Here is a 19,641-nt window from a genome sequence, read left to right as displayed (position 1 = left end):
TGCCCGACAAATACGGGAGTAATTAATAACGTGTTGCTAGCCTTTGGCTCGCAACACTTCACCTTAAACATTGTGCATATAACAGTGCATACAATCATTTAATTCATATTCAAGGAATGAGTTAAAACCATATGTAAGCGGTTACACCATTTAGACTGAAAAGAGATTGAACTATGAATACAATAAATCGAACTCAGCGGTTATGCGCCTATTCTCTACTCGTTTCAACCATGATTTTTGCATCTGGTTGCTCCGACTCAAGTGGAGAGTCGTCTAGAGAGCAGCTTAGCTTTAACACGGCGCCTACGTTCTCAAGTACAGCCAATACCAGTGCGTCGGCACAGCAACCTTATAGTTATACCCCGACAGGCGAAGACATTGATGGCGACTCGCTCAGCTATCAAGCACACACTCTCCCGAGCTGGCTTTCGTTTGAAAATAATATGCTCGCTGGCACGCCCAGCACTACACATATTGGTGATCACGACGTCGTGCTCGTCGTATCTGATGGTAAGCTCAGTACCACACAGAGCTTTACAGTGACGGTTGCATTAGCAAGCAATGCAAAAGCATGGACCATGACATGGTCTGACGAATTTAACGGCACCTCCTTAGACTCACAGCACTGGCAAGTTGAAACAGGTGATGGCTCGCAATACGGATTAATTGGGTGGGGCAACAACGAGCTACAGTGGTATCAAGAAGAAAATATCACCGTTGCAGATGGTAAACTTATTATTACCGCACAAGAACAACAAGCTAATAATTACAATTACACCTCTGGGCGCATGAAGTCTGAAGCAAAAGTCGACGTAACGTATGGCCGGATTGAAGCCAGCGTAAAAGCACCATATGGTCAAGGCTTATGGTCAGCATTTTGGATGTTGCCAACAAACAGTCAGTATGGCGGTTGGGCGTCGGGAGGCGAAATCGACATTATGGAGCTGTTTAGTCTCACCACAGATCAAAAAGTGTTGGGAACAATTCACTATGCCATGGCGTGGCCGCTTAATCGCAGTGCTGGCGGACAACATAGCCTCAATGTGACAGACGCATTTCATTTATATGCCGTAGAATGGGAACAAGATGAAATTCGCTGGTACGTAGATGACGTGCACTATGCGACCGTTTCCTCAGATACTTGGTGGAGTTATTACTACGAAAATTCTGAACTAGGGTACGTATCAAAACCAGCTGCGCCTTTTGATCAAGACTTTCATTTATTACTCAATCTAGCCGTTGGCGGTAATTTACCAGGCTCACCCGATGCACAAACACAATTTCCTGCAGTCATGGAAGTGGATTATGTCAGAGTGTATCAATGTGACTCTACTTCACAAACTGGTGTGGGTTGTGTCACTAACGTCAATGCAGCCGCTACAATTGCAGCGCCAAGTAGCGTACATATAGCCAGTTACCCTTTATTTATAGATAAAGCGCAAGACATGACGTGGCACATAAATGATGAGACGGTTTCTCGCGGCTTAACCGCGGCAATCGCATGGGACAACGACGGTGCAATTAGTTTAAGCGAAGTTGATATTGGTGGCGAGCACAATACGGTGCTTGAGATCAGCACTAGCAATATGGGCAATATGGCGATCAGCGCCACAGACAAAGAGGCATTTGCCTTATTTGGTATGGGTAGCTCTGCTGAGCCTTGGAAACTGCATGCTGGCGAGCTGAAATTTGATCTGTTTATCAATAGCGCAAATACCACTGCCGACAGTAATATCCTGATTAAAATGGACAGTGGTTGGCCTGCACTAGGAGAAAAGGTGATCCCTGTTAATACACTGAAAATGGATCAGTGGAACAGAGTCTCGGTGCCTATAAATGACTTATTAGCAACGCCCGGTCAACAGCCTCTTGACATGAACGCCGTTGTGAATTTATTTGTTATTGAATTCAGCGGTGCCGCACATGTGCAGCTAGATAACATCGCACTAGAGTGTGGTCACAAAGACAGCGGCGGGTGCGGCATCAATCCACCCAAAGTTGAGATTGAGGGAGAACAAATCACGGTATTCGATGATGCGGTTAACGCCAATATTTGGACAAATGGAATTGGTGCATGGGACACCATTACTGGCGCAGATTACTTTGATGGTCAAAGCGATAACCATGTAACTTGGTCCACCGTTGACAGTGATGATGTTGATCGCGGCAAAGTACTCGAAATTGGGTTTTCTGGTAACGGTGCCGATGGCCTACTGTATTTTCAATCTGCACAGCCCATTGATGTGAGTGACTACCAAAACGGGGCATTAATTTTTGATATCAAGGTGCTTGATTATGCGCAAACAACCAGTGGCATAAGCTACAAAATAGACTGTATATTTCCATGTACAACAGGTGATCAAGTCCTCGGTGTTATAGCCGATAACCAGTGGCAAACCATCACTGTGCCAGTCACTGATTTAGCTAATTTTGGTTTAAACCCTAAATCGGTTAATACGGGGCTGGTGATCTATCCTACTTGGGGTGATCAGCAAGGTGTGACATTACAAATTGACAACGTTCGCTGGGAAAAATCAACTTCAACAGACACGCCCCCCCCCTCCTCAAGTAATGGTCTGATGATCTACGATGGTACGATTGCACCAACCTGGGAGTTGTGGGATTGTTGTGGCGGTGCCACTGTAGAGCAAGTTCAGTCTGACGATAGTAATTACGCAACCGTTGCCCAATATACTTTCAACAGTACGCCCACCGTGGCAGGCATTATGAGTAGTGCTAGTTTCGACGCAAGTACACTGAGCAATGGCACCCTTGAGTTTGACCTAAAAGTGTTATCACAGCCAACCGACACTAGCGGAGATTGGCTCATCAAAGTGGAAGGCATTACTAATCAGGTATTTGCCGAGCTAAAACTGTCACAAAGCCAAGAAGGGATCGCGCCGCAACAGGACCAATGGCAGCATTACACATTCTCGTTATCTGAACTCGAAGCCGCTGGGCTTAATTTATCCGCAGTGAAAATAATCATGATATTCCCAACCTGGGGCACCGGAGATGGGGCCGTATACCAATTGGACAATGTACGCATCGTCTCACCATAACATGCACTGACGGCGCATAAATATGCGCCGTCAAATTAATGCTATCAATTAGTTACGAAAAAACCTAACTCATAACGGCAATATGATACGCATCATATATTTCAAAATTGAATAGAATATAACTAAAAACACCAATTAAATAATCTAGATAGAATAATCATCTACTTAACCCTACTTTGACACAATCTTATATTAATTTTTCATGACTGAATATTTGACTTAAATTTAAATACCATTGATATTTAGATCGTTCCAAAAGCAAACAATAAATAATCTACTTTATATTTTTATCGGTTACTAGCGTAGCCAAATATATCAAAAAATAAAAAGTGGAACGATACAACAAGTAAAGGGTATTATGATGATAAAACTTCACCAAGGTTATAAAAAGAAATACTTATTCTTAGCTATGTTAACTTGCACGAGCACAGGCTCATTCGCAACCACAGCTGCTAATGAAGACATTACACAACCCAATGCTGCAGCTATTACAGCATCGGCCCAAAATGGTACATATGAGTCGGCATATCATGCTTTTGATAACGATCAATATAGTAAATGGCTTACTTTTGACCCTCAGGGTTGGCTCAAATATACATTTTCAAAGGGTATGGTCATACAAGGTTACAGTATTACGTCAGCCAATGATGTACCAAGTAGAGACCCAAAAAGCTGGGTATTACAAGGCTCGAATGATGGGGTTAATTGGACATCTTTGAATACCCAAAATGGTCAGAGTTTTAGTAGCCGCCATCAAACAAAAGAGTATAACTTCTTTAATAGTCAGCCATTTAACCAAATACGCTTAAATATTCAAAATAATAATGGTGCAGCTATTTTGCAATTAGCCGAGGTTCAGTTATTTGGCTACGCAAGTGGTGACAATGGTACAAACCCTCTGCCGGTCAATGAGCAACACAGGCTAACAACCGGACAATGGCAGCATTTTGGTCCGTATAATGTGGCCAATGAAGTCATCGCAACCACCTCAGGTACTGGCGATGCTGACTTATATTTAAATGTCGGTGCAGTCGCGACAACGAGTCAGCATATCTGCCAAAGTACTTCTCCTACAGCAAATGAACAATGCAGCGCCACCAGCAACGACTTATATGTTTCAGTGTATGGGTATTCAAATACGCAATTTAATATCACCATTGCAGAAAATGTGCCGACCGATCCGGGTAACGGACAATGGAAAAAGCCAGTGGTCGATTTTGTCGACCTAAACCCTGAAACGCAAGGATCGCAATTGCTTAAACGCATCATTCAAGACCCTGCGGCACATATGGCACAACGTTGCATCGACGTTGCAAAAGTTTTATATAAAGACGCGATAGAATCTAACCGCTTTAAAAAGCTCCGCTTTGAATTGCGTGCTAAAGATCATTGGGGCAAAGAATTCGTTGCGTATAAAATGGGGGAAGATGGATCAGGTGAGATGACCATTGTAGTGAGTACCACACATTTAGAAAAACTCTATCGTGAAGGCGGCAACTCAGATGCGGCTATTGCTGATGAAATTGATGGCATTTTATTTCATGAGGTGACCCATGGCTATAACAACTCCCCTTTAACACATGATTCTTATGGTGATGGTCAAGCCTATTGGGCATTTACTGAAGGCTTAGCGGATGGTGTCCGCATTGGTGCTGGATTTCATAAAACCCGCCAACCTAATGTGAATGACCCCAAAAAATGGCTTGGTGGCTACACCACTACTGGCTTCTTTTTCCATTACGTGCAAAGCCGCCTCGATAATCAATTTATCTACAAATTTAACAAAGCCGCGAAAGACATGGGTAACTATACATGGTCATTTGACGCAGCATTCAGACAGACACTAGGTCGCGGAGTTGAAGATGTATGGAATGAATACGTTACATTCATAAATAACGGCGGACAACTAGAGTATTAGTCAGTGTAAATAACGGCGCAATAAAGCGAGTGTATTACGCTCGCTTTACGCAACGCCCTTACATTCATTGACTGCCGCTCTCATTTGAAATCAATAAAAATCAATCAAGTACAAATACACTCAAAGCCGTAAAGAAAAAACCACATTACCGACACACCTGAAACAGCTGCTGATTGAAATCTTCCAAAGCCGGTTGTGCAGCGCTAATCACATGTTTCGCATTTTTAATCGTGAGTTGTGTGCTCGTTGTGTTCACAACCGCTGAAAAAATGGGAAGTGTTCCCCAGCGCTCACATAACGCGGGGCTTTTTTTACAACCCTGCACCAGTGCGCGCTCTGCTTTGTTTATATCGTCATTAAGCATAAAGTAACTGCCAAGGATCAAATCTGATAATGCAATTTCATCATTAGGCAGTGCCAGCGCCAAAGGTTCATACTTGAGCAAATATTGTATGCGCTCATCTTGGTTATCAAAGGCTAATTGTGATTCAATCACGGCATTGGCTAACTTTATCACTGCATCTTGACTGAAGCTTGATGTCGCCTTAGTCATCAAGGATTGCGCTTGTTCTGCGTGATGTTTTTGTCCTATTGAGAGTTCAATGACCGCACTTAAAAATAGTGGTTCAAATAAACCGTTGTTTCCCAGCACACTAGAAGCATACCCTTGATACCAATTCGAATAAGTCGCTAATGTGTCAGCTGTCGCATAGTTTGCAAATGTCAGCCACGGAATACGCCAATCTCTCGCATTCACTTCATTTAACTGTGTCATCCAGCGCTCACTCCAGCGTACATCCCCTAAGGCGGAGTTCAGCATTGCTGCTGAACCGGTGAGATCATCATTGCAAGTGAGTTGATCTTGAAAACGAGTGAGTAGTGACATAGCGAGTTCAAATTTGCCATGCATGACATACCAATTGAAAAAGATGTAATCGATATTGTTTGATAAATAACTTTTACTTTCTAACCACCCACTATACTGCCTCATTTGTGTATTTTGTTTGCTATACAATAGTTCTTGAAAATAAAAATAAGCATTATCTTCAAAACTTTGCTCGTGTTTAAAGACTTTTTCAAAATGGTGTAATGCGCGTTTATCTTCCCCTAACTCAAGATGAAATAGGCCTTGAATATACGTGAGAAAATGATCTTGCTCTAACTTTTCAACAAGCTGAAATGCAATATTTATTGCGCCTTGCTCAGCCAAATATAGCGCCGCGGATATGATCGAATAATTGCTTTGATGATACCGTGCAAGTAGGTAATTTACGCCGGATAACAGGCGTTCATTATCAAAGTGATCTATTTGATAAAATGCCAGCAAGGTGTCGATAAACGCAAGCTTTGCTCTTTTTTGTTGCTCGTTTAAGCTATTCACTTCAATTTCATCAAACAGTTTTTGTTTCGCCATTTCTAGCTGCTCACTGTTAGACAAAGATGCCAATGCTTTTAACTGTGTATTAGCCCTAACAAGTTCTGCAATGCCTGAATTACCCTGCTTCAACATCGGTGTCGTAACACGGCTTACTAAATTTGAAACAACTGCCTGATCAAGCTTCTCTAATGGTTTCATTTCAATATGAACTAAACGGGATGGTAACCCCATAAAAACCAGCCCCAACATCGCGTTTTTATCAGATATATACTCCAACACAATTTTTGTATCGCTACCGAGGCCGTTGATAGTCTCCAGCATATTACTATGTTCAGCGCGCTGAACTTGTGTGATGTGCAACGTTTTAGATAGATTGTCTACAAACTGACTAAACACCTCATTATTTTGTCCAGAAAACGGGTTAATAACCACTAAGTGTGCCGGTGTGTTCACCTTGAGTGCAATTTGGCTTTGGGTCTGATTAAAGTATAACCATGTATAACGTGTCAGCACCATCACCGCCAAAAGCGTTACTAAAATCCCACCTATCAACACAAATCGATTTTTTTCTCGCTCAGTTCTCGGTGCGACCGAGCGTGATACTTGTTTGCTGTCATGTTGGGTTACCGGTGCAATAAGTTGATAGCCAAATCGAGGAACTGTTTTAATGTAGTCTTGTTCGTTTCCATCTTCAAGTGCCAGCCGAAGGTTACGAATGGTTTGATAAACCAAGTTATCAGTGGTAAATTCCGTTTGCCAAACCTGTTCCTTAATAGTCGCAATAGAGACCACTTTATCTTCATGTGAAATAAATAACTGTAAAAGCTTAAATGCTGTTGGACTTAACTCAACGTGTTTATCATTATTTCGAATACAGAATGTCCGTTCGTCTAACACCCATTGTCCAACCTTGAATTGCAAACTTTGCATCCTCTATTCCATTTTCTATATTCTTGCCACTAAAGCCTGTAGCCAATTATAGCTGTGTCTTCTGGCCTGCAACATAAACCTTTTAAATTTGAGCTAAGGTTTATAACACAACTTTTTTTGACTATACACCTCTGCACGACAGTCTGAGTACTACTCAGACCAGCATATAAAATAGCAAGCTAAAGGAAACCGTAAATGCCGTAGTGAAGGTTACAAAAACCTCGCTAATTTCTCGTAAAAAAAACCAACTTAAAAAGTCAACCCCTTTATTTACACAACCGTAATAATCTCGTTCATAAAAATTATAAATATATACTTCAATAAATTAAAAAACGTAAACCAATATTAAAAGGCGTAAAAATAACTACTAAGAACTATTCAGAGTAAACAAAGCCAATACAATGATAGTGTGCCCTCTTCTCAATAGCGGATTGCTTACAGTCAGGTGTTTACTATCAGGTAATACCATCAAGCAACGCCACATGTTAGGAGTTTATACGAAATGATCAGTTCTCGCGTTTTATCTATTGCTTTACTCAGTTTAGTCAATATAGGCTGCTCTGGTGATAATGACACAACGCCAACCCAAGACAGTGGTTCAATCGCCGCGCTCGTGCAAAATAGTGAAAATACACAAACCAATAAATTCAACATTAATATTGAATTCGACAATGACGCTATATCCGCTGCCCCAAAATCACTCAGCTTGAGTATAGGAGAGGTAGGTGACTTTACACTGAATGCGCAATCTGGATATCGAGTCACCGATATCAAGGGCTGTGATGCCTCGTTTGACAAAAATACACAAAAAATCCAAGTGATTGGTGGTACTAAAGTTTGTACAATTTACGTCACGAGCAAAACAAATAGCATCTTGCTACCGATCACAAGCTCAGTAGAAGGGTATGGAAGGTTTATATCATTACCAAAGAGAGCCGAGCAAGGTAGCGACTTTAATATTGTAACCGAACCCCATACTGACCAAGTCCTCGACAGTATTCAAGGGTGCGGTGTCAAAAAAACATCTGGTGTATGGTCTGTAAAAAATGCCCAATCTCCCTGTCATATTACTGCTAAATTTAAATCTCAGTTCGACACTCCCAAAGCATTTTCCCACACCATTAGATTACCTATCGTGGTTCATGTTCTAGAAAATGAGAATTTCACTATCGATGATATTCAAATTGAAACCCAAATTGAATTGCTTAACTTACATTTCAGATCATCAGATTTGCTCGAAACTCTAAATATGTTAAGTGGTACAGCGAGGGTCGCTGTTGAGCATATACCTTATATTGCAGATGTGGGCATTCAGTTTTACTTAGCGACACAGCAACCCAGTGGCGAAACATTTACGGGAATAAATCGTATAGCCGATCAGGGACATATAAGCACCGCAAGCATGCTAGGCTCGCTGTACCACCCGCATAAATACATCAATATTTGGGTTGGAGAAAAACCGCCTGAGCAGTCTCAGTACAGTATCACGTACCCCGCTGGAACATCAGTCGCCCCTGGGATCAGTCTTGATTATCGTGCTGTTGCAGACTATTCAAGTCGTACTTATGATCCTAAGCTAAATAAAACACTGCCCCATCAACTTGGACATTTTCTAGGCTTAGTTGGCCACATAGCCGATGGCCCCAAAGGGAGTCACCATACACTACCGTGCGACGGCGTGATAAAACAAAGTCCAAGCTGCATTAACCAAGATCTACTCTTCAACTATATGCGTCACAACACTATAGCTGATGAGGACAAAAGGATGTTTTCATTGAGCCAAGCGCAAGTAATGCGCAACTGGGTAACATCAGGCCCACTAAAACCACTCTATGACAATAATATTGACCAACAGTGATCCCATTTAGCCCTTGTTTTGCGAGGGCTCAATATGTTACATGAGGTGTAAAAACAAATACATTGCTATCCAATATAACTGTAAATAGTATTGATGTTTCTATATTCAATACAGTCAGTCTATTGTAAATTTTTATATATCTTATACTGTTCAGGTTCATCAACATTGTCATAAATAAGGGAGCAATGCACTCCCTAGGTTGAGCTTATATCACAGACAACTCTACAACAATATTACCACGTGTTGCGTTTGAATAAGGGCACACTTGGTGGGCTTGCTCTACCAAAGCCTCAGCATCACTTTTATCCATATTCGGAATAGATACTGCAAGCTTAGCTGCGATACCAAAGCCACCTTCAATAGGGCCAATACTAACTTGTGCGTCAATACTCGTGTCAGCGGGTAAACTTACTTTACTTTGCCCAGCCACAAACTTAAGGGCACCAATAAAACAGGCTGCATAGCCTGCTGCAAATAACTGCTCAGGGTTTGTGCCTGCACCATCATCACCACCTAACCCTTTTGGAGTAGACAGTTTTACCTCTAAACGACCATCATCAGAGTGCGCACTTCCTTCACGTCCACCCGTAGCAGTAGCATTTGCTGTATAAGCAACAGTTTGTAATGTATTCATATTCATTCTCCGGTTATTAAACTATGTTTTTTACGTAGCAATTTAGCTTGCATGCAAACTAATATACCAATAAATTTCCTGATTGCAAATATTTTGTGTGCAAAGTAAAATAATAACCAAGGAGAGTACTATGAGCTACGAGCAATTAAAGTTAAAAAATCAGTTATGCCATCGTTTATATATGGCGTCGAATAGTGTCACAAGGCGCTATCGTCCTCATTTAGACGCGTTAGATCTAACCTACCCGCAGTATGTGGTTATGATGGCATTATGGGAACAAGACAATGTAACCATTGCACAATTAAGAGAATTAACCGCCATTGATGGTGGCGCTTTAACGCTGATTTTAAAAAAGATGACGACTAAGTCTCTCATTCGCATTGTGTCAAATGAATATGATAAACGAAAAAAGCATGTAAAGCTGCTTGCCGGTGGTCTTGACCTTAAAGTGCAAGCTCAACATATTCCAGAGCAAATAAAGTGTAATTTTTCAAATGTAAACGAAGAAGAAGTCAATGATCTTATTGCACTATTAGATAAAGTGCTTGTAAATTTAGACTAACAGGGCACTGCTTAACTGCATTCGAGAGAAGTAAATTTTCATGCAAAATGCATTTGGTAGTGCGCTACTATTAGCTAAGCCACTACCAAAATATTATTTATAAAAACTGCGCTGAATAGGCAAGTAATAAGCGTTCAATTCACGCGATAACTTGCTCTGTCGTGAACGTCGCCAATAAAAAAGCAACCTTTTTAATACTTTTTAGGTTTATTTTTTAGCCACGCAACAGCCGTCATTCCCGTTAGTATTACGCTAAGCACGTTAATCCCCACACTCACTTCATCTACATTGAATGCAACAGATATCATCACGCCAAAACTCAAACCTAGGCTCAAATCACCATAGTTGATGTTAACCAACTGCACAGCAAAATAAAGTATCGCTAATGCGAGCATCTTCTGATCACCCTCTCGGATATGCTTTACTAGAAAAAAGCCAATCCCACCCCCAATCAAATTCTCAATGAACTCCCCTACGTTCATTGCCAATAATATTGGCATTAATATCGCTAAGCCCACAACGAGCAAGGCATAAGCAAACACGCATTGGGAAACAAGAATATTAAAACGGGTTTGTTGCTGAATTTCCATACTGAAAACGCTGTATTACATTAATTTGCTTAGCATTATCTACTATTTTATAAGTAACTATCAATTGTACTAAAGGAGGGTTTATCTCAATCAAAAAACTAAAAAAGGATACTATCGCACTCGAATGCATAGGGCTACTAACTAAGTGCTATTAATAGCCCTGTAATTTACCAAACCTAAGGCAACATAGGTAACGCAAACATCATATAACTGGTGTTTGAATCCTTCACTTTCAAATACCCGCGTTTAAACTCCATTTCTAGGCGAATGCTGTCTCCTGCGCGACGATTATCCAATTCACGTATTGGTACAATACTTTGAGAGATAAATTTAACATTGTGCTTTATAACTTCTTTTACCTCTATGCTCATATCAACCCCAACAAATTCGAATACATCAATGACCATACGACTAAACTCAGTGTATAGCTGGTTGAAAATTTCAGGCGTTAGATCATTGATCAAATCAATGATCCAAGGTAAATCTACCTCTGTTTTCACATCCGGTCTGAAATTAGATAATTGCGGGTTTAGTACCATTTGTTGCGTATGAACATTATACTTACCGGTAATTCTCACATCTGCATACTTTATCTCTACATGAAGATATATACGTAGTCCCAATTGCGTTTTTCGCAGTTTACTTTTTGCAATAACATCAAAGCCTTCTATCGATACAGGGACATTTCCTTGGGCATCAACTTGACCATTAATTTTCAATGTCATCGAATCTTCAATATACGCACTATGACTTCGAATACTCATGTCAGATTGCGCTGCAATATTGTTTACAATATCGGTGGAGACTTCTTTAAAATTATGTTCAACCGTTGCAAATTGCCTGCGGATAATGTCGCTCACTTCGTCATACATCACTTTAGGCGCATCGGTTGACGTTGTGCGACCGGCAGCCCAACAATTTCCTCCTGTGTAAATGACCGGTACTGCAACGGGGGTTAAATGTTCGGTGCCCGGATGTCTGTGAAATATCATCGACCGAATTGTTCGACAAGAAGCTGAATTGGCGCGATACCAATCAAAATCTCCAGTGATCGCTTGAGGTGAGTTGTTTATTGCTAAATCATTGTTTTTATAGTTACTTTCATTAGATTCTAAAGCAAACACGTTAATGCTCAATGCGAGTAGCCATACAGCGGTAAATTTCATACTAAATCCTTTCATTTATGTAAGCGGCTAATATAGTAAAAATGACCGTTTTTTGAAGTTACATTTGTCATAAGTTCACTATTTGTACAACCACAACATACTGCGTATAGACATCCAAGCTAAATAAATTCACCCCTATTCACTATAATTACGCCTCAATTGATCACAAAATGTGGTTATTTACAGTTTAAGTAAAGCTTTACTCGACAGCCTGTCTCTCATATCTGTATAATTCGCGACCTTGTTTAGATAGACCAACCCTGACGCTTATTGCAAACGACACAACAGATCGTTTGACTGTGGGCTCACCTTGCTTAGGAATTCATCTTGATCTCAACCGCGAATATCACCATGCAGTTTGGTGCAGAACCTTTGTTCGAAAATATTTCTGCTAAATTTGGTAACGGAAATCGTTATGGCCTAATTGGCGCTAACGGCTGCGGAAAATCAACCTTCATGAAAATTTTAAGTGGTGCGCTCACCCCTACTTCTGGCAATGTGTCTATCACACCGGGCCTTAAAGTTGGTAACTTAAGTCAAGACCAGTTTGCTTTCGAAGCATACTCGGTTGTTGATGCTGTCATTATGGGTGACACAGAACTGTGGAAAATAAAACAAGAGCGTGATCGCATATACTCATTACCAGAAATGAGTGAAGAAGATGGAATGAAAGTTGCTGAACTTGAAAGCTTATTTGCGGAAATGGATGGTTATAGCGCAGAAAGCCGTGCAGGTGATATTTTGCTTAAAGCGGGTATTGAAGAAGAGTTCCATTTTGGTTTGATGTCTCAAGTTGCGCCAGGCTGGAAACTGCGCGTGTTATTGGCACAAGCATTATTTGCCAATCCAGATATATTGTTACTGGATGAACCAACTAACAACCTTGATATTCATACTATTGGTTGGTTAGAAAACGAATTAAATCAGCGTAAGTGCACCATGATCATTATCTCGCACGATAGGCACTTTTTAAATGCCGTCTGTACGCATATGGCCGACATAGACTACGGTGAGCTACGTATCTATCCTGGTAACTATGAAAAGTTTGTTGAAGCATCTTCACTTATCAGGGAGCAGCTTTTAGCTGGCAATGCCAAAAAACAATCAGAAATTGATGAGTTACAAGACTTTGTCAACCGTTTTGGTGCAAACGCCTCCAAAGCTAAGCAAGCAAGCTCTCGCGCGAAGCGAATGGACAAAATTAGCTTAGACGAAGTAAAAAGTTCAAGCCGTATTGCACCGAGCTTACGCTTCGATGAAGGTAAAAAAATGCATCGCCAAGCGCTTATTCTAGAAAACTTTGGCCATGGGTTTGAAGACGAAGTGCTGTTTGAAAAAGGAGAGCTCATTTTAGAGTCAAACGCAAAGCTTGCCATTATCGGTGAAAACGGAGTAGGTAAAACCACCTTCATACGTTGCTTAATGAACGAGCTTCAAGCCAATGAAGGTGTCGTGAAGTGGTCTGAAAACGCATCAATTGGTTACTGCCCACAAGATAGCTCTAAAGACTTTGATAATGATTTATCACTTTTTGATTGGATGTCGCAATGGCGTACAGCCAAGCATAACGATTTAATGGTACGCGGCATGTTAGGTCGGTTGCTCTTTACCGCTGATGACTCTAACAAAAAAGCCAAAAACTGCTCTGGTGGCGAGAAGAACCGATTGTTGTTTGGTAAACTCATGATGCAAGACGTGAACGTTTTAATTATGGATGAGCCCACTAACCACATGGATATGGAAGCCATTGAAGCGTTAAATAACGCCTTAAAAGAATACCAAGGTACATTGATTTTTGTTAGTCATGACCGTCAATTCGTATCGTCATTGGCAACTCGAATTATCGATATAAAAGATAAGAAAGTTGAAAACTTCCACGGTACATTCGACGAATACCTTGCCAGCCAAGCCGAACAAGAAGCGTTGTTAGGCGTAAGATAATACCGTGACACACGCAAAGGTTGATACAAATAAGTTATCAACCTTTGCTATACACTCTTTACAGCATCATAGTTCGAACTATTAAACCTCCCGTTTTCAAGCAATATTAAAATACCTTCGAAAAATAAACTAATCCGTTATATCTTTTATATGTACTATGTCTGTTGAGTTAATTCTATTTGTAATTTCTGTCAACCTCGACCAGCTTTGCAGCGTCATTGGCAAAACAATTGCGGCTTCAACAAACTCAAACGAATAACTCACAATAGAAAATATGACACCTGCACTCATCGCGCCATGCAATGTTGCGTACCATAAGTTAAACACAACCATACTTAACAAGACCATAAACACACTGCCATACAGTATCGCTTCTCGGTCTGAAAGCTTAATTTCTAGTTCTTTTAAATAATTGAAATGACGAACAAGTTTATATACCGAGCCAGTATTTAAAATAGTAACTTGCCGCTCTGATTGCTTATTATACGCACCATTAAGTATATAGAAATTGCCATGAAACAAAGTATAAATAAGCAACATCATAACGCCACTACACAAAGCAGCTATGGCCAACATAGGATTAAGAAAATACAACACAACCAGAGAAACGATAAATTGAATCACCGCATTTAATATCTCTGGTACGCTTTCCTCTAAGAAGTCAACGAACTCGCGTACCATGTCTAATCGCGCATTCAGCACTGAGGTACTGAGTGAGGCGTTATTTTTAACAAACTCTGCTTGTACTTTGACTCTTATTTCCCCATACGCGCGAGTATCATAAAACCGTCTAATAACACTCATCACGATTAAACTAATCAAAATTGCTACTAAAACAAACATCTCTGTTGTCTCTTTTGCCAATAAGCCGTCAATAGCAAACCCTATAAACATGGGCACCAAAGCAGTCAACGTAATCTCTACAATGGTCAAAATAGCATTGATAGTCACCTTGGTTTTGTTTGCTGTAATGATCCGATATAAAGAGATTGGGGCTACGGATGTCATAACATTAACCCCTTACCTTAGCATAAAGTAGATACATCATATGCCGGCCATCATCGTGTGTTTTCAAGGCGCTTTTACAATTATGCCGATGCATCATTCACTCTAACTGGTTTTTTAATTACAGCCTTTGCGTCTTCGGCAATTGCAATGAGCACAGGAATTAAGATCAAAGTGATCGCGGTGCCAAATATTTCACCATAGGCTAATGATATAGCAGCAGGTATCAAATATTGTGCTTGCTCTGACGTTTCCGACATCAGTGGTATCAACCCAGCAACCGTGGTCACTGTGGTCAAAAAAATCGCTTGGAAACGGCCGACACCTGAACTGATAAGCGCTGCAGATATGTCTAAGCCATTGGCGCGTTCATGATTAAAACGCGTCATCATGACCAAAGAGTCATTCACGATAATGCCAGTGAGTGCCAACATGCCAAAAAATGACAATAAGCTAAGCGGTACATCCATAATAAGATGGCCCGCTGCGGCACCAATAAAACCAAACGGCACAACGGCCATAATAATAAAAGGCTGAAAGTAAGATTTTAAAGGGATCGCGAGCAACACGTAGATCAGTACAGAAATGACAATTAATGCGCGACTCAAGCTGCCACTCAGTGCCTGTGCTTCTTGCAACTCACCGCCAACAACCACATTGATTGTTGGAAACATACCCTTGAGCTTTGGCACAATCACCTCTGTGATTTGCTGACCAACTTCCGTATTGGAAACAATTCCCTCATCTACTTGAGCTTGCACATTATTAACACGCTTACCATTTCGTCTTTCAATGTAGTCGCTGGCATAGCTCGAAGATATTTCAGCTATAGAGAGCAATGAATACCACTCCCCATTTTGGCTCCTTACTCTGGTCTGCATCAAATCTTCTAATGTGCGACTGCTTTCTTTATTGTTACTGACATAAACTTTAACTTCTTCGCCGCTTCGTTGCATTCTCTGGGCTTCAATCCCCGTAAATCGCCCGCCAATTTCAAAAGCCAAATCTTGTGCAGAAAACCCCAAATGCGTCGCTTCTGGCTTCAGAAGCAAACGTACTTCAGGCTGACCTCCTTTAATACTATCTCTTAGATTGTAAACCCCTTGAATTGCGTTAAGCTCCTGCATTAATTCATTGCTAGCCTCTTTGAGAATGGCTTCATTTTTACCAAATAAGTACAATTCCAAACCACCGCTTGTCCCTTCGTCAGACGCTGAGAATTTCAAGTTAATTGTTCCTTCTAGCTCTCCAACCCGTTCACGCCATAGGTTAACGATGTCAGAAGTATTGAGGTTTTTACGAGACTCTGATGGCAACAGCTCAGCATATATTTCCCCTTGAAATGCACCCGCAACTACTTTTAGCATATGGTTAATTGGTGCTGCTTCTGTTACCCCTTTTTGAATATAAAAGTCATTGATCTCATTTCCTATTTTCTCAATTTTTTCCATGTTCCCTATGGTCATTGAATAAGGTGCCCTTGGGTCCATCTCCATAGTAACTCGAATAATTTGCCCAGGTACATCAGGGAAAAAAATCGATTTTATTTTACCATTTTCAATGAGCCCCATACCGAGAAGCGCAACAGAGACGAATGTAATTAACATCGCATAACGTTGACGAATTGCCCAATTAAGCGCTGGTGCATAAATGCTGTCCCTAAATCGAGATAAGGTTGTTTGCGCAAAATGCTGACACTGACTCCATAAGCGAGCCACGACAAAAGTAGACGGTTTCTTATCAATATCGACATAAGCTAGATGCGCCGGCAGGATAAATTTACTCTCAAAAAGTGAAAATAACAGCGCTAAAATCACCACACCAGAAAATGCAGAGAGTACTGTACCAAACCCCTCTTGAATTAACATCATAGGTAAAAAAGCAGCGATTGTTGTTAATACACCAAAAACGGTTGCTGTAGCGACTTTCTTAACACCTTGTTCAGTACCTACAATGGGATCTTTGTGCCGCCTTCTTTCAGTGAACACACTTTCCCCTACTACAACAGCATCATCGACAAGAATACCCAGCGCGATAATTAGTCCAAATGTTGTGATGTCATTCAGCGAATAATCAATCCAACTCGTCCCCATTACGGCAAGTGCCCCAGCAATACAAATAGGAATCCCCATACCTACCCACAAGGCTAACTTAGTGTGTAAAAAGAGCGCTAATAAAAATACAACCAACAGCAAACCTTGAATAGCACTGGTTCTTAATAGACTTAATCTGTCAGAAATATAGCTGCTAGAATCACCAAACATTGAAACACTCATTTCAGGTGGAAGCTGAGACTCAAAATCTGCAATAACACGTTTTGCCACATCAGCAATGTGTAATACATTTTCCTTGCGACCAATTAACACCTCCATACCAATTGCCGGTTTACCGTCAAAGCGGACAATAACATCATCATCTTGATACTGATCTTCGACCATCGCAATGTCTCGTAAAAGTATCCGCGTACCGTCTCCATTTTCTATCACTGGGATGTTTTCAAAATCCGCTTTGTAATAGGCTTGACTGTCAGCGCGAAGTGAAATATTTGCGCCCTTGGTTTTTAACATACCCGCGGTGGAAAGAAGCGATGATTTCTTAATGGCTGCTGCCACATCGCTAATCGTTAACCCATACCTTTCTAACTCATCTGGGTTAGTACCAATGCGCATTTCTGGCTGTTTTTCCCCTAACAGTCTGAGTTTAGAAATTTCGGGTTGTTCAAGTAAATTTTCTTTTAGTGTCTTGGCTAATTGTTGCAATGTTTTTTGATCTATTTCCCCATCCAACATCACGTACAGCGCAGGGAAATCAAAATCATTAAGGGAGATCTTTGGCCGCTCTGCATCACTTGGTAACGTCGCCACGCCGTCAATGCGCAACCTAATATCATCAAGCAACCTTTGTAAGTCATGACCTGCATTTTTTTCGACTCTCACTTGTGAGCCGTTATTGTAAGAAAAAGACTTAATCGTTTTTATTCCATTGAGGCCTTCAAGTGCATCTTCAACCTTTTGAGTTATTTGTTCATCAACCTGCTCGGTGTACGCACCGTAATAAGTTGTGTCAATAATAATGGTATCGGCTGGAAGTTTAGGGAAGCCTTCTATGCGCATGCCATTGACTGTCATATAACCCATGACAAGAATAAGTAGCATAATCAAATTTGCTGCGACAGGGTTTCGAATGAACCAACTTGTTAGCATACTCATCTTAATGTAGCTCCTTCAAACGAAGGATTCACTTTTTTACCTGCGATAAATGACGCGAGAGGGTTTATTACAATATTAAAATCGCCAGCGACGCGACTAATTGGCGCTGTAATAATTAAATTATCTCCCTGATAGAAGAGTATATTACTTGGGAAGTAGCGTAACCGGTTATCTTCATCTATGTACCAAACTGTACTTTCACGCGTGTATGCACTGGCCGGGATCAATAATGAGTTATCTACTGCTCTACCAGGTATTTCTACATTGACAAAATCGCCTGACAGTACATTATTTCGCTCATCATTATCGATTTCTAAAAACAGTTTATGCTGACGAGTCTTCGGGTCTAGAAACCCCCCACCTCGCTTAATCTTGGCGTGCGCTACCCTATCGCCTTGTTTACTTTTAATTTGAGCAGTTCGCTTTTCCCACTGAGTTGCAAGGTTTTGCCATTGAATATTGTTTAACGAAACCGTGATATCAAGATTTGTTTGATCAAGTATACTAAGCAGTGGTTCACCCACATTCACTGTTTGTCCAATACTAACAAAACGGTGCGTTACAATACCTGAAAATGGTGCGACAACTGTGGTGTAAATTTTTTTCATTTCAGCCGCTTTTATATTGGCTTTAGCGGCCGATACCGCTTTCTTAGCAATATCTAGCTGCAGCGGTATCGCTGACGATTCAGACTGAATACCTGACTTTTTTCTATCTTTTAAGGCTCTTTTAGCCCGATCTTGTTCTGTAAATAAGGTAAGATTTGCTGCTGCTAGTGCTTGTTTCGCTGACGCTAAATGAGCCTTGTAATCACTATCTTCAATTCTTATGAGGACATCTCCCTTCGCGTTATATTCACCGGCCAGTGCACTATCCTTTACCTCAATAACCTCACCATCAACATGTGCTTTGAGGGTGACTGCCCAGCGAGGTTTTATTTCGGCAAATACTCTAATAACACCTTCATGGGTACCAACACGCTTATTAATAACACTCACCTCACGCACAGTGTTAATATTATCTTTTTCAACAATATCAATCGTGTCTTCCATATACTCAAGTGCTGTTAACACAATCACCATAAAAATAATTGAACCAATGAACCAAAACTTACGAGACATAACATTCCCCAAAACGACTTCTACGCAAAATTCAACGGATCAACAGACAAGTTGAATACCACCAATTTGCACGGTTTCTAAAGCGATGATGAATAAACCGCTGCATACTGTAATTTTTACAAAACAAGTATTAAGAAAACATTAAGGCGGTGCTTAAGGAGGTATCATTATTACGTTGATAAAGAGATGTTTTGCTGTATACGTGCACCAATTAGCGCATTAAAACAACGTTTTAGAGCAGGTTATTACATATTAAAGCCCTGTAAA

At 40.8% G+C, this 19,641-nt stretch carries 12 protein-coding genes; 5 read left to right on the top strand and 7 right to left on the bottom strand.

From position 1 onward, the window contains the following. Nucleotides 1–173 precede the first annotated feature (173 nt). Together PAUR_RS07560 and PAUR_RS07555 are read left to right on the top strand one after the other, a co-directional pair. Nucleotides 174–3,062, top strand: coding sequence for a family 16 glycosylhydrolase (locus tag PAUR_RS07560; RefSeq protein ID WP_192507172.1), 2,889 nt, complete (start codon nt 174–176; stop codon nt 3,060–3,062). A gap of 358 nt (nt 3,063–3,420) precedes the next feature. After that, on the top strand, nt 3,421–4,980 hold the full coding sequence (locus PAUR_RS07555) for a basic secretory protein-like protein (RefSeq protein WP_225738310.1): 1,560 nt from the start codon (nt 3,421–3,423) through the stop codon (nt 4,978–4,980). Nucleotides 4,981–5,125: 145 nt separating this feature from the next. Here the strand turns inward: PAUR_RS07555 and PAUR_RS23780 are convergent, their stop codons facing one another. After that, a complete protein-coding gene (locus tag PAUR_RS23780) occupies nt 5,126–7,288 on the bottom strand; it encodes a winged helix-turn-helix domain-containing protein (RefSeq protein ID WP_192507171.1) in 2,163 nt (720 codons plus the stop codon). A 502-nt stretch (nt 7,289–7,790) separates the two neighbouring features. On the opposite strand from PAUR_RS23780, the gene PAUR_RS07545 reads away from it, so the two are divergent. Beyond that, nucleotides 7,791–9,146: a zinc metalloprotease gene (locus PAUR_RS07545; RefSeq protein ID WP_192507170.1), complete on the top strand. Its 1,356-nt coding sequence runs from the start codon at nt 7,791–7,793 to the stop codon at nt 9,144–9,146. 205 nt (nt 9,147–9,351) lie between these two features. Here the strand turns inward: PAUR_RS07545 and PAUR_RS07540 are convergent, their stop codons facing one another. Beyond that, the gene (locus tag PAUR_RS07540) at nt 9,352–9,780 is read right to left on the bottom strand and encodes an organic hydroperoxide resistance protein (protein WP_192507169.1); all 429 of its coding nucleotides are present in this window, start codon (nt 9,778–9,780) and stop codon (nt 9,352–9,354) included. A 130-nt stretch (nt 9,781–9,910) separates the two neighbouring features. On the opposite strand from PAUR_RS07540, the gene PAUR_RS07535 reads away from it, so the two are divergent. After that, nucleotides 9,911–10,342 carry a MarR family winged helix-turn-helix transcriptional regulator gene (locus PAUR_RS07535; protein WP_192507168.1) on the top strand — a complete coding sequence of 144 codons (432 nt, stop codon included), beginning with the start codon at nt 9,911–9,913 and terminating at the stop codon, nt 10,340–10,342. Nucleotides 10,343–10,533: 191 nt separating this feature from the next. On the opposite strand, the gene PAUR_RS07530 is transcribed toward PAUR_RS07535, so the two are convergent. Together PAUR_RS07530 and PAUR_RS07525 are read right to left on the bottom strand one after the other, a co-directional pair. Then, nucleotides 10,534–10,932, bottom strand: a complete 399-nt coding sequence (locus tag PAUR_RS07530; protein WP_192507167.1) for a hypothetical protein — start codon at nt 10,930–10,932, stop codon at nt 10,534–10,536. A gap of 176 nt (nt 10,933–11,108) precedes the next feature. Continuing rightward, complete coding sequence (locus PAUR_RS07525; protein ID WP_192507166.1) at nt 11,109–12,098, bottom strand: hypothetical protein; 990 nt, start codon at nt 12,096–12,098, stop codon at nt 11,109–11,111. 327 nt (nt 12,099–12,425) lie between these two features. Between PAUR_RS07525 and PAUR_RS07520 the strand changes: the two genes are divergently transcribed. Beyond that, nucleotides 12,426–14,039 carry an ABC-F family ATPase gene (locus PAUR_RS07520; RefSeq protein ID WP_192507165.1) on the top strand — a complete coding sequence of 538 codons (1,614 nt, stop codon included), beginning with the start codon at nt 12,426–12,428 and terminating at the stop codon, nt 14,037–14,039. A gap of 129 nt (nt 14,040–14,168) precedes the next feature. Here PAUR_RS07520 and PAUR_RS07515 read toward each other — a convergent pair whose 3' ends face one another. From PAUR_RS07515 to PAUR_RS07505, 3 genes are all read right to left on the bottom strand, one after another. Next, nucleotides 14,169–15,047 carry an ABC transporter six-transmembrane domain-containing protein gene (locus PAUR_RS07515; protein WP_192507164.1) on the bottom strand — a complete coding sequence of 293 codons (879 nt, stop codon included), beginning with the start codon at nt 15,045–15,047 and terminating at the stop codon, nt 14,169–14,171. 80 nt (nt 15,048–15,127) lie between these two features. Then, on the bottom strand, nt 15,128–18,253 hold the full coding sequence (locus PAUR_RS07510) for an efflux RND transporter permease subunit (RefSeq protein ID WP_192507163.1): 3,126 nt from the start codon (nt 18,251–18,253) through the stop codon (nt 15,128–15,130). Then, nucleotides 18,250–19,374 carry an efflux RND transporter periplasmic adaptor subunit gene (locus tag PAUR_RS07505; protein WP_192507162.1) on the bottom strand — a complete coding sequence of 375 codons (1,125 nt, stop codon included), beginning with the start codon at nt 19,372–19,374 and terminating at the stop codon, nt 18,250–18,252. The genes PAUR_RS07510 and PAUR_RS07505 overlap by 4 nt, the downstream gene beginning before the upstream one ends. Nucleotides 19,375–19,641: the final 267 nt, after the last annotated feature.

This window comes from Pseudoalteromonas aurantia 208 (genome assembly GCF_014858725.1).
Lineage (GTDB): Bacteria > Pseudomonadota > Gammaproteobacteria > Enterobacterales > Alteromonadaceae > Pseudoalteromonas > Pseudoalteromonas aurantia.
The sequence above is the reverse complement of the archived record's forward strand: the minus strand, read 5'-3'. Positions and strand labels throughout refer to the sequence as shown.